The sequence below is a fragment of the Pedococcus bigeumensis genome (genome assembly GCF_006438965.1).
Classification (GTDB): domain Bacteria; phylum Actinomycetota; class Actinomycetes; order Actinomycetales; family Dermatophilaceae; genus Pedococcus; species Pedococcus bigeumensis_A.
The window spans coordinates 257,824-269,939 of the sequence record NZ_RCZM01000004.1; the positions used below are offsets into that span (position 1 = coordinate 257,824).

Below are 12,116 nucleotides of genomic sequence, written 5' to 3' on the forward strand. Positions count from 1 at the left end.
GCGCCCCTACAGAAAGGGTTGAGCATGTCGCCCGTCATCTCCGCGGAGATCGTCGCCGGCGCGCTCATCCTGCTCGCGCTCTTCGCACTGGCCTACATCTTCGTCCGTCGGCGGCTGCTCGCCTCGGGTGCGCCCCTCATGCTGTGCGCCCTCAAGGCCCACGGTCGGTCCCAGTACCGCCTGGGGCTGTTGCGCTTCTCCGGGACCACGCTCGAGTGGTTCACCCTGATCGGCCCGTCCCCGAGGTCGGCCAGGACGTGGGACCGGACCCGGCTCGAGCTGGGGCCGCCGGGTCTGCCCGAGGCCGCCATCGCGGGCCTTCCCGAAGCGGTGACGGTGGACTGCCACTACGGCAGCGACACCTTCTCGCTGGCCCTCGCGCCGTCTGCCTACACGGCGATGCGGAGCTGGCTCGAGAGCTCGCCGCCCGGGTTCAACGTCAACGTCGCCTAGCGCAGGTCGGTCATCCCTGGTCGGGCTGGGCCTTGCGGGCCGGCGGTCCTTCGGCGCGGCCGCCACCCGGCTGCCAGAGGACGTCGCCACCGATCGGCAGGTTGGCCACGCGGGCGAGCACGAACAGCAGGTCCGAGAGCCGGTTGAGGTACTTCGCGGTGAGGACGTTGACGCCGCCCTGACCCTTGCGGGAGCCGGGCTGGTCGCCGTACTCCGCGATGGCGGCCCAGGCCCGTCGCTCGGCGCGCCGCACCACCGTGGTGGCGACGTGCAGGTGGGCCGAGCCCACGGTGCCGCCGGGCAGGATGAACGACCGGAGCTTCTCGACCCGCTCCAGGTACTGGTCGCAGTCGGCTTCGAGCTCATCGATCCAGGCGGCCTCGACGCGCAGCGGCGGGTACTCGTAGGTCTCCTGGAGCGGGGTGCACAGGTCGGCACCGACGTCGAACAAATCGTTCTGGATCCGCAGCAGGGTCGCCCTGATGTCGTCGGGCAGCTCGCCCGCGGCCAGCGCCACCCCGATGGCGGCGTTCGCCTCGTTGGCGTCGGCGTACGCCAGCAGCCGGACGTCGGTCTTGCTGGTGCGGCTCATGTCCCCGAGGTGGGTCTGGCCGTCGTCGCCCGTACGGGTGTAGATGCGCGTGAGGTTGACCATGGCTGCAGCCTCTCAGACGGCGCCGTAGAGAAGGTCACCACCCGGCATACCCAGGCTCCTGGCCTCTGTGCACAGAGGTTCGTCACACTGCGCAGAGACGGGGTCTCTGCGCAGTGTGACCGGGGTCTGTGCACAGACCCTGCTCGCATAGGCTGGGTGCGTGGCTGAGAGATTCAGGGTTGTCGGAGGCACCAGGCTGCACGGCGAGGTCGCCGTGTGGGGCGCCAAGAACAGCGCCCTCAAGCTGATGGCCGCGGCCCTGCTCGCGGTGGGTCGCACCCGGCTCACCAACGTCCCGGCCATCCTCGACGTGACGATCATGGCCGAGCTGCTCCGCCGGCTCGGCTGCACCGTCGACTACGACGCCGTCGCCGGTGTCGTCGAGCTCGCGGTGCCCGAGCAGATCGGGCACCGCGCCGACTACGACCTGGTCCGCGCACTGCGTGCCTCGACCGCCGTCCTCGGCCCGCTCGTCGCGCGCACCGGCTCGGCCGACGTCGCGATCCCCGGTGGCGACGCCATCGGCTCCCGCGGGCTGGACCTGCATGCCGCCGGCCTCGAAGCCCTGGGCGCCCGGGTGCACGTCACCCATGGCTTCCTCGTGGCGGAGGCGCCCGGCGGGCTCGACGGTGCCGAGATCCGCCTCGAGTTCCCGAGCGTGGGCGCCACCGAGAACGTCCTCACCGCCGCGGTGCTGGCGCGGGGGACGACCCGGCTGGAGAACGCCGCCCGCGAGCCGGAGATCGTCGACATCGCCGAGATGCTCGTCTCGATGGGCGCCCGGATCAGCGGTGCGGGGTCGTCGGTCATCGATATCGAGGGCGTCCCTTCCCTGCGCCCCACCGAGCACGCCGTCGTCCCGGACCGGATCGCCGCGGGCACCTGGGCCTTCGCCGCGGCCGCCACGCGCGGCAACGTCGAGGTGGTCGGAGCCAGGCCCGAACACCTGCTCAGTGCCCTTGAACTGGTGCGGGCCAGCGGTGCGACCGTGACGACCACCGATCGGGGGTTCCGGGTGGACTCCGGGGGCCGCCGGCCGCAGGCCTTCGACGTCGCGACGTTGCCCTACCCGGGCTTTCCCACCGACCTCCAGCCCTTTGCGCTGGCCTGCAACGCGGTGGCGGACGGGTCGGCCATGATCACCGAGAACCTCTTCGAGGCGCGCTTTCGCACGGTCCAGGAGCTCAACCGGCTAGGCGCGGAGACCCGCATCGACGGCCACCACGTGATGGTGCACGGCGTCGAGACCCTGTCGGGTGCGCCGGTCGAGGCGAGCGACATCAGGGCCGGCGCTGCGCTGGTCATCGCCGGGCTGGTCGCAGACGGGATCACCACCGTCAGCGGTGCGCAGCACATCGACCGCGGCTACGCCGGGTTCGCCGAGAGCATGCAGGGACTGGGTGCCGACGTCACCCGCGAGCCCGACGACGACCCCTTCGTCTGAGCAGCCCACCAGAGCCGGCCGAGACCTTTATCAGATCTTGATCTAGCCCGCGACAACCGAAACCCCCCTCCCGCGCGTCCTTGTGAGTGAATGTCTTCCACGGACAAGGGGGTTCGCATGTCGATCAGTGCCATCGGGGTTCTGCCCGTGGAAGTCCGTGCCACGCACACGGGGCAGGAAGTCGCCATCGTCGGCCGCATCGACGTGCACACCGTCCCGGACGTCCGACTCCTCCTGCACGGGATCATCGACACCGGCTGCGGTGACGTCCACATCCGGCTCGCCGGTGCCGAGATCGGTGACGCGACCGGGCTCGGGGTCCTCGTCGAGGCCTACAACCGGGCCCGTCGCGCCGGTCGCCGGTTGGCCGTCGTCGACATGACCGAGCGCACCGCGCGGCTGTTGCGTGCATCACGCCTGGACCGTGCGCTGGTGCTCCGCGAGGCCGTCCCCGTCGCCACTGTGGCGGCTGTCACCGCCTGACCGCCTCCCTCGGGCCGCACTGCCGCAGGTACCTTCGGCCCTATGGCCGAGCACACTGACGTCCCGACGCCGCCCCCCACCTCGCCGGCCACCCCGGTCACCGACGCGTCCGAGCCGTCCCGACCCGAGCGTGACCATCCGTGGGTGATGCGCACGTATGCCGGTCACTCCAGTGCCGCCGCCAGCAACGAGCTCTACCGTCGCAACCTGGCCAAGGGCCAGACCGGTCTGTCGGTCGCCTTCGACCTGCCGACGCAGACGGGGTACGACCCGGACCACCCGCTCGCGCGCGGCGAGGTCGGCAAGGTGGGCGTCCCCATCTCGCACATCGGTGACATGCGCGCCCTGTTCGATGACATCCCGCTGGACCAGATGAACACCTCGATGACGATCAACGCCACGGCCATGTGGCTGCTCGCGTTGTACCAGGTCGTGGCGGAGGAGCAGGCGCAGGCGTCCGGCGCCGATCCGCAGGCCGCGGTGCGCGCCCTGGCCGGCACGACGCAGAACGACATCATCAAGGAGTACCTGTCGAGGGGGACCTACGTCTTCGCGCCGGGCCCGTCGCTGCGCCTGATCACCGACATGGTCGCCTACACCGTCTCGGACATTCCCAAGTGGAACCCGATCAACATCTGCAGTTACCACCTGCAGGAAGCCGGCGCGACGCCGGTGCAGGAGATCGCCTACTCGATCTGCACCGCCATCGCGGTGCTCGACGCCGTGCGGGACTCGGGTCAGGTGCCGCCGGAACGGTTCGGTGAGGTCGTCGCCCGGATCTCGTTCTTCGTCAACGCCGGGGTCCGGTTCGTCGAGGAGATGTGCAAGATGCGCGCGTTTCTCCAGCTGTGGGACGAGCTGACCCGGGACCGCTACGGGGTGGCCGACGCCAAGCAGCGGAGGTTCCGCTACGGCGTGCAGGTCAACTCGCTCGGCCTGACCGAGGCGCAGCCCGAGAACAACGTCCAGCGGATCGTGCTGGAGATGCTCGGCGTGACCCTGTCCAAGGACGCCCGCGCCCGCGCCGTCCAGCTGCCGGCATGGAACGAGGCACTGGGCCTCCCGCGGCCGTGGGACCAGCAGTGGTCGCTGCGGATGCAGCAGGTGCTGGCCTTCGAGTCCGACCTACTGGAGTACGAAGACCTGTTCACCGGGTCGCTCGTCGTCGAGGGCAAGGTCGCCGAGCTCGTCGCCGGTGCCCAGGCCGAGATCGCCCGGGTGCAGGAGATGGGTGGCGCCGTCCCGGCCGTCGAGAGTGGCTACATGAAGTCGGCCCTGGTGGCCTCGCACTCCCTGCGTCGGCAGCGGATCGAGGCCGGCGAGGACGTGGTCGTCGGCGTGAACCGGTTCGAGACCACCGAGCCCAACCCCCTGACGGCCGACCTCGACGCGGCCATCCAGACCGTCGACCACGACGTGGAGGCCAAGGCGTCCGCCGCCGTCCGCCAGTGGCGCGAGGAACGTGACGCGGACCCGCAGGGGCGCGAACGTGCCGCCGCTGCCCTCGCCGCCCTCAGCAGGGATGCCCGCAGCGGCGCCAACCTCATGCCGGCCTCGCTGGAAGCAGCGCGGGCCGGGCTGACCACGGGGGAGTGGGCGCAAGCGCTGCGCGCCGAGTTCGGCGAGTTCCGCGCCCCGACAGGGGTGTCGGGCTCGGTCGGTGTCTCCAGCGGTGGCAGCGATGAGCTCAAGGCCGTGCGCGAGGAGGTCCGCCGGACCGGTGTCGAGCTCGGTGAGGGGCTGCGTGTGCTCGTCGCCAAGCCGGGGCTCGACGGCCACAGCAACGGGGCCGAGCAGGTGGCCGTCCGGGCCCGCGACGCCGGGTTCGAGGTCGTCTACCAGGGGATCCGGCTGACACCGGAGCAGATCGTCGCGGCCGCCGTGGCGGAGGACGTGCACCTCGTTGGCATCTCGATCCTGTCCGGCTCGCACATGGAGCTGGTGCCCGAGATCCTCGCCGGCCTGCGGGCGGCCGGGGCGGGCGACGTGCCCGTGATCGTCGGCGGGATCATCCCGGACACCGACGCACGCGCGCTGCGCGCCCAGGGTGTGGCGGCCGTTTTCACCCCGAAGGACTTCGGGCTCAACGACATCATGGGCCAGTTCGTGACGATCATCCGCGCAGCCCGAGGGCTCGAAGAGCGGACCACCCAGCCGGTCTAGGCGAGGTCGGGCCGCTCGGCCCGGGCGCTCGCCCCGGGTCAGAGCCAGGCGCCGCGGCGCAGCACCCGCTGCACCGACAGCTGGTCGTCCACCACGACGACATCGGCGCTGAACCCCGCGGACAGCGATCCCACGTCAGTGAGGGCCAGCGCGCGCGCAGGGGTCGTGGAGGCTGCCTTCACGGCGTCGGCGAGGGGGATGCCCAGGTCGTCGACCAGCCAGCGGACCTGTTCGACGAGCGTGCTGACCCCGCCGGCGAGGGTGCCGCTGTCGGTCAGCCGGGCCGCCCGGTCGCTGACCGTGACGTCGAGCCCGCCGAGCGAGTAGGCCCCGTCCGGCAGACCGCTGGCCGCCATCGCGTCGCTGACCAGGGCGAGATGGTCTGCACCCACGGCGTCGTAGACCATCCGTACGGTGCCACCGTCGAGGTGGACAGCGTCGGCGATCAGCTCGACCACCGCCTCACCGCGGGCGGCTGCGGCGATCGCGGCACCCACCGGGCCCGGGGCTCGCGACAGGAGGGGCGGCATACCGTTGAAGAGGTGGGTGGTGAGCGGTAGCCCGCCCCGCGCGCCTTGGGCCGCAACGGACTCCAGCGCACGAGCGGCGTCGTCGTAGTCGGCATCGGTGTGCCCCAGCGAACCCACCGCACCGACCGCCGCGAGGGCCGCGGGGATGGTGGACCCGCCCGGTCGCTCGGGCGCCCAGGTCATGTGGGCGAGGCTGCCCTCGCCGCCGGCCTCGGCCAGGGCCGCGACCAGGACTAGGTCCGCGTCGACCAGTGCGGCCGGGTTCTGGGCGCCGCACCGGACCGTCGAGAGGAACGGACCTTCGAGGTGTATGCCGGCCAGCTCACCGCCTCGCACCAGCTCGCCCAGCGCGCGCGCCCCGTCGAGCAGCGTCTGCGCGGGGGCCGACACCAGGGAGCCGATGACGGTGGTCGAGCCGCGGCCGTGGTGGTGCGCTGCCGCCGTTCGCCCGCTGTCGACATCGGGACCGAACTCGCCGCCGTTGCCGCCGTGGCAGTGGATGTCGACCAGCCCCGGGAGCAGGGTCAGGCCCCCACGCCATCCCTCCGGTGCGGCGACGCCCACCCACTCCGGCGGCAGGGAGCTGCGCTCACCGGCATACGCGATGCGGGTGTCGGTGATGGCGACGGCGCCGTCGGAGACGACACGGTCGGGCAGCACGACGGTGCCGGTGAGCAGGATGCGGTGGGGGCTCGGGCTCGCAGAGTTCACGTGAGGATGATGGACCGTGACAGGTGTCGGGGTCGATCCGGGTCCACCCCGGCCTGCTCGGCGTGGACGACGCGGAGCCGGTGCACGCAGCACAGTGACCCGCGGGACGGGTCAGTCGGCCGGGCCGTTGGCCACGCTGGGCGACATGCGGAAGTCCAACCGAGGTGGCACAGGCTCGCCGGGGCGCAGCTGTTCCCAGACCTCCGCCAGCGTCCGGTCGCCCTCGGCGAGGTCCGGCACCTCGAGGTCCTCCAGGATCTCGAGTGCGGCGTGCTCCTCGCCCAGCCTTGCCAGTGCATCGGCGAGGACCATCTGGGTGCGCCCGTGCGCGCGCAAGGCGTCGGGCAGGGCGGTCACGGCGGCCACGACGCGTTCGGGCTGCCCCGCGTCCAGCAGCGAGACGAGGCGTTCGACGGCGAGCCGCCGGTCGTCCGGCGCGAGCACACCCGCCCGCTCATACAGCTCCGCGCGTTCCGTGGCGTCCCCGCAGAGCAGCGCCAGCCCGCGCAGCGCCCAGGCGCTCGGGAGCAGCTCGGTGCTGCGCAGGTAGGCCGCGTGGGCGCCTTCGAGGTCGCCACGTACGTGGCGGGCCGTGCCCAGGGCGTAGTGCGCCCACCAGCCCGCCCCGCGCCCCGCGGCGTCGGCCAACCGTGCCATCCATCGGTCCGAGACCACCGGCAGGGGTGAGCGGTCAGGCGGGATGCGGTCGAGTTCCGTGGGATCGCCCCGCTCGGCGAACCGGAGCAAGGGCAGGCTGTCGTCGTCGACCTCGGGGAAAGGCGTGCCGACCGGGCCAGCCGCCCCACGCAGGGCGAGCTCGGCCCGGCCCCACCCTGATCCGGTGTGGATCAGCTCGCCCGGGCCGAGGTCGGCCACCTCGGCGAGCCACCGGCCGTGCTGCTCCGCCAGCCAGGCTGGCGGAGCGGCCTCGTGGACCGCCGTGCGCGCCGCCCGCGCGGCCGCGTCGTAGTCCGTGGCTGCCACGGACGGGTCCAGGTCGAGCGGCACGAAAGCCTCGGTCCACGTCCTGCTGGCGCCCGCGTCGAGAAGGTCGTGCTCGAGCTGGGTCGGGCACACGCCTGCCTGGATCTCGACGTAGCGGGTACCCCGGACACCCAACCAGTCCTGCCATCGCTGGCCTCCGGGGCCGTTGCCCCAGAGGAACAGCTTGCGGCCGCGCAGGGCGTCGGTGGACGTCTGGGCGATCCCGCGACCGTCGGGCTCCACGGCGCAGACCAGCCGACCGGCCTGGTCACCGACCTCGTAGAAGTAGTCCGCGGCATACCGGCTGTTGCTGGGAACGCTCACGTCGACCGGACCGTCGGGAAACGGCACGGACACCCGCTCCAGCACGCCCGCGTAGTCAGTGCGCCACGCGTGGCTCGCCGGCACGAGCACGCGGGTACCGGGCGTCTCGGGCACCGCGATGTTGGTCCAGTAGTAGAGCGGCTTGGGAACGGGGTCCGGGTTGACCACCCGCGTTGACGTCATCAACCGGGCACCGCAGAGCCACAGGTCGACCTGGAGGACGAGGTCGCGGGTCCGCTCCCACTCCCACAGGCGGACGACCGGCCCGAGGGGGGTGTCGAGGACGGCGGCATGCATGGGGAGGTTGGAGGTGGTGGTGTGGCCGGTGGAGCCGAGGTTCCACTCGATGCCGCCCGCGAACCACGCGTCCGTGAGCCCGAAGTTGGCCCACCGCAGCCGCGGGTTGCGGTGGACCAGCTCGCGGCCGCTCACCTCGTCGACCAGTGACCAGACACGACCGCCGAGCGAGGGGAGCACGAGGGCTCGAAGCCACCCGTTCCGGAGCTCGATGGCCGGCAGCTCCAGCGCGTCGTCGGCGCGGTCGTAGTCGCTCAGCACGCCGTAGGGGAGGGGCGACAAGATGCGGCCGCGGGCGACTCGCTCCATCATGTCTGCGGGTGCCTCGTCGCTCACGCGCGTGGTCGTCGGGCCGCGTGCCGGCGTCAGGGCCGGCAGTGGGCTGGGGTCGCCCGGGAGGGAGCCCAGAACTGGCAGGGACAGCAGCCGCACCTGTGCGGATTGCGGGTTGGTCACGCGAGAACTGTGATTGATCGTGACTGCTTGGGTCAATAACCTTGACACAATCGATCACGGCGCAGCACGATGTGGCAATCGCGACACGCCAAAGATCGTGTCATCCAGACGGGTGGGCAAGTCCCCGCCCGGGACCGGGAAGTAGGGAGTGGATGGATCCTCGAGGCATGCAGGTTGGTCGGCGCACGATTCTTCAACTGGCGTTTGCAGGGGGCTTGGCGGTTCCAGCCCTGTCCTTGGCGGGATGCGCCACAGGAGGCGGGGGTTCGGACAGCTCGTCCACGGCCGCCGGTGGGTCCAAGAGTGACAAGAACCCGTTCGGCATGGCCGACAAGTCAACCGTCGAAGCGGTCATCTTCAACGGCGGCTACGGCTTCGACTACGTGACCTTCGCCGCCGGTGTGGTCCAGAAGGAGCAGGCGGGCAGCAAGGTCACCGTCAAGCCCTCGACCCAGATCGCCCAGGAGCTCCAGCCCCGGTTCGTGGGTGGCAACCCACCGGACCTGATCGACAACTCCGGGGCGAACGCGATCGGCCTCAACACGATCGCCGACCAGCTCGAGGACCTCAGCGACGTGTTCGCCGCCAAGAACCTCGAGGGCACGACGATCAAGGACACCCTGTATCCCGGGGTCGAGGCGCCGGGCACGATCAACGGCAAGCTCGTCGCGATCAACTACGTCCAGACGGTCTACGCCCTGTGGTACTCCGCGTCCCTCTTCGAGGCCAACGGGTGGACCCCGCCGAAGACATGGGACGAGGCGATCCAGCTCGGTGGCAAGGCCAAGGCCCAGAAGAAGTTCCTCTTCCTCTGGGGCAAGGAGGCGGCCACCTACTACCAGACGCTGGCCATCGCCTCGGCGATCAAGGAGGGCGGCGACGAGGTCCGCCTCGCGCTGGAGAACCTCAAGCCCAGCTGCTGGTCGCTCGCGCCGGTGCAGGGCGTCCTCAAGGCCATGGAGACGATCGTCAAGAACGGCTACATGAAGCCTGGTGGTGGTGGCACCCAGTTCACCGCCGCGCAGGCCCAGTGGAGCAACGACCAGGCCGCCCTGCTCTACCCGTCGGGCTCGTGGATCGAGAACGAGATGAAGTCGCAGACCAAGGCAGACTTCAAGATGACCGGCGCGCCCGAGCCCTCGCTCACCGCGTCGGCGAAGATGCCCTACACGGCACTCCACTCGGCGGCAGGCGAGCCCTTCGTCGTGCCGAGCAAGGCCAAGAACGCCGCCGGTGGCAAGGAGATCCTCCGGGCCATGCTCTCGAAGGAGGCAGCGACCAACTTCGCGAAGACCAAGCTGTCCCCGACCATCGTCAAGGGCACCGTGCCCGAGGACGGCTTCGGCTCCACGGCGCTCAAGTCGCAGGGCGCCATGCTCAGCGGAGCGGGCAGTGACGTGTTCACGTGGAACTTCGTCGACGTCTACGGCATGAACCAGGACCAGCTGGTCCCGTGGAACGCCTTCCTCTCCGGCCAGATCGACGCTGCTGGGCTCACCAAGCAGCTGCAGTCCATCACCGACAAGGTCGCCAACGACGCCTCGGTCAAGAAGGTCGAGGTCAAGTGACCCTCCGCCCGGTCCGGCAGTAATGCCGGGCCGGGCGCCCCCTTGCCCCCGCCCATCGTCACCACAGCCGGACAGGAAGGCCACCCATGACGGCAGTCGTGCCCTCGATGACGGATGTCGTCGCACCCCCCAGCGGTTCCTCGCGGTTCAAGCGTCCTCGTCGACGCCGGATGAGCCGCGCCCGCATCGTCTTCATCCTGATCACGCTCGGCCTGCCGTTCGCGTTCTACTCCCTGTTCGTGCTGTGGCCCTTCGTCCAGGCGTTCATCTACTCGCTCACCAACTGGGGCGGGTTCTCGGACACCTTCGAGTTCGTCGGCCTGGCCAACTACAAGGCCCTGCTGCACGACGACATCTTCCTCAAGGCGGTCCGCAACAACCTGCTGCTGGCCCTCGTCGTCCCGTTCGTCACCATCGTGCTCTCGCTGGCCCTGGCGACCATGGTGACCGTCGGCGGATCCAGCACCGGCGCGGTGCGCGGCCTCGACCGGTCGTCCTTGTACCGGATCGTCTCGTTCTTCCCCTACACGATCCCGGCGATTGTCATCGGCCTGATCTGGTCGCAGATGTTCGACCCGTCGAGTGGCCTGGTCAACGGTCTCCTGACCGGCATCGGCCTCGATCGGTTCGAGTCCTTCGCCTGGCTCGGCGAGGTCTCGACGGCGATGCCGGTGACCATGTTCGTCATCATCTGGGGCTTCGTCGGCTTCTACATGGTGCTGTTCATCGCCGCCATCAAGGGCATTCCGTCAGAGCTGTACGACGCCGCCCGCGTGGACGGCGCAGGCCGCGTCCGGATGACGATGATGGTCACCCTCCCGATGGTGCGTGACACCATCCAGACCGCCTACATCTACCTCGGGATCCTCGCGCTGGACGCGTTCGTGTACATGGCCGCCCTCAACGCCAGCGGCGGCCCCCAGAACTCCACGCTCACGATGACGCAGGACCTGTTCAACACAGCCTTCAAGAAGGGCCAGTTCGGCCTGGCCAGCGCGATGGGCGTGTTCCTCGCCGCCACCACCCTGACCTTCGCCGCCGTGGTGTTCACCATCAACCGCCTCACCCGGGGGAGGGACCGCTGATGACCGTGCGCGAGGAAGCCGTCGAGAAGAAGCGCGCTGACCACGGTCGGCCCGACACGAGCCCGCCCAACAAGGGCGACCGCAAGTTCACGGTGATCTCCCACGTGGTCCTCACGCTGTGGTCGATCCTGGTGATCCTCCCCCTGGCCTGGGTCTTCCTGTCCTCGTGGAAGACCACTGGCGAGATCTTCAACTCACCGCTCGCTCTTCCCCAGCACTGGAGCTTCGACAACTACATCGGGGCGTGGACCGACTCCCACATCGGGCGCTACCTGCTCAACTCGGTGTTCGTCGTGACCGCCGCCCTGGTGCTCGTCATGCTGCTGGGTTCCGCGGCGGCATACTCCCTTGCCCGTTATCCCTTCCCGGGCAGCGACTTGGTCTACTACCTCATCCTTGCCGGCCTCACCTTCCCGGTCTTTCTCGCGATCGTGCCGCTGTTCTTCGTGCTCAAGAACACCGGGCTGCTCAACACCCTGCCGGGCCTGGTCGCGACCTACGTCGCGTTCGCGTTCCCGTTCACGGTGTTCTTCCTCTACCCCTTCTTCCGGGCTCTGCCGCAGGAGATCGCCGAGGCGGCCGAGCTCGATGGCGCCGGGGAGTGGCGCACCTTCGCGCAGGTCATGGTGCCGATGGCGCGACCGGGCATCGTCGCCGTGGCGATCTTCAACTTCCTCGGCCTCTGGAACCAGTTCCTGCTGCCCGTCGCCCTCAACACCAACGAGGACAACTACGTCCTGTCGCAGGGCATGGCGAGGTTCGCCTCTCAGGCGGGGTATGCCGTCAACTTCGGCCAGCTGTTCGCGGCCGTCGTGATCACCGTGGTGCCGGTGCTGATCGTCTACATCATCTTCCAGCGCCAGCTGCAGGGATCGCTGTCCCAGGGCACCCTCAAGTAGGCCCCTCAAGTAGGCGTGGTCCAGAGCACGCCCCACAGGCCCGACAGGCCCCGGTAGACGTGGT

The 12,116-nt window shown here is 70.1% G+C and carries 10 protein-coding genes; 7 read left to right on the forward strand and 3 right to left on the reverse strand.

Annotated features, from left to right (window positions below; genetic code table 11):
• Positions 1-24 precede the first annotated feature (24 nt).
• Positions 25-453, forward strand: coding sequence for a DUF2550 family protein (locus EAH86_RS12735; protein WP_140741301.1), 429 nt, complete (start codon positions 25-27; stop codon positions 451-453).
• 10 nt (positions 454-463) lie between these two features.
• On the opposite strand, the gene EAH86_RS12740 is transcribed toward EAH86_RS12735, so the two are convergent.
• A complete protein-coding gene (locus EAH86_RS12740) occupies positions 464-1,108 on the reverse strand; it encodes a cob(I)yrinic acid a,c-diamide adenosyltransferase (RefSeq protein ID WP_140741303.1) in 645 nt (214 codons plus the stop codon).
• Between the two features lie 160 nt (positions 1,109-1,268).
• On the opposite strand from EAH86_RS12740, the gene murA reads away from it, so the two are divergent.
• The 3 genes from murA (at position 1,269) to EAH86_RS12755 (ending at position 5,198) form a co-directional block, all read left to right on the forward strand.
• Complete coding sequence (gene murA / locus EAH86_RS12745; protein WP_140741304.1) at positions 1,269-2,552, forward strand: UDP-N-acetylglucosamine 1-carboxyvinyltransferase; 1,284 nt, start codon at positions 1,269-1,271, stop codon at positions 2,550-2,552.
• A 117-nt stretch (positions 2,553-2,669) separates the two neighbouring features.
• Positions 2,670-3,035: an STAS domain-containing protein gene (locus tag EAH86_RS12750; RefSeq protein WP_140741305.1), complete on the forward strand. Its 366-nt coding sequence runs from the start codon at positions 2,670-2,672 to the stop codon at positions 3,033-3,035.
• 147 nt (positions 3,036-3,182) lie between these two features.
• Positions 3,183-5,198, forward strand: coding sequence for a protein meaA (locus EAH86_RS12755; protein ID WP_241668374.1), 2,016 nt, complete (start codon positions 3,183-3,185; stop codon positions 5,196-5,198).
• 38 nt (positions 5,199-5,236) lie between these two features.
• Here EAH86_RS12755 and EAH86_RS12760 read toward each other — a convergent pair whose 3' ends face one another.
• Together EAH86_RS12760 and EAH86_RS12765 are read right to left on the reverse strand one after the other, a co-directional pair.
• Positions 5,237-6,439: an N-acetylglucosamine-6-phosphate deacetylase gene (locus tag EAH86_RS12760; RefSeq protein ID WP_140741309.1), complete on the reverse strand. Its 1,203-nt coding sequence runs from the start codon at positions 6,437-6,439 to the stop codon at positions 5,237-5,239.
• A 111-nt stretch (positions 6,440-6,550) separates the two neighbouring features.
• The gene (locus tag EAH86_RS12765; protein ID WP_140741311.1) at positions 6,551-8,500 is read right to left on the reverse strand and encodes a DUF5107 domain-containing protein; all 1,950 of its coding nucleotides are present in this window, start codon (positions 8,498-8,500) and stop codon (positions 6,551-6,553) included.
• 152 nt (positions 8,501-8,652) lie between these two features.
• Here EAH86_RS12765 and ngcE point away from each other — a divergent pair, with 152 nt between their 5' ends.
• The 3 genes from ngcE to EAH86_RS12780 all read left to right on the forward strand — a co-directional run bounded on the left by ngcE (position 8,653) and on the right by EAH86_RS12780 (position 12,052).
• On the forward strand, positions 8,653-10,068 hold the full coding sequence (ngcE, locus tag EAH86_RS12770) for an N-acetylglucosamine/diacetylchitobiose ABC transporter substrate-binding protein (protein ID WP_140741313.1): 1,416 nt from the start codon (positions 8,653-8,655) through the stop codon (positions 10,066-10,068).
• A gap of 86 nt (positions 10,069-10,154) precedes the next feature.
• On the forward strand, positions 10,155-11,153 hold the full coding sequence (locus EAH86_RS12775; RefSeq protein ID WP_338325247.1) for a sugar ABC transporter permease: 999 nt from the start codon (positions 10,155-10,157) through the stop codon (positions 11,151-11,153).
• Positions 11,153-12,052 (forward strand): carbohydrate ABC transporter permease, encoded by a 900-nt coding sequence (locus EAH86_RS12780; RefSeq protein ID WP_140741316.1) that lies wholly within the window; start codon positions 11,153-11,155, stop codon positions 12,050-12,052. The genes EAH86_RS12775 and EAH86_RS12780 overlap by 1 nt, the downstream gene beginning before the upstream one ends.
• Positions 12,053-12,116: the final 64 nt, after the last annotated feature.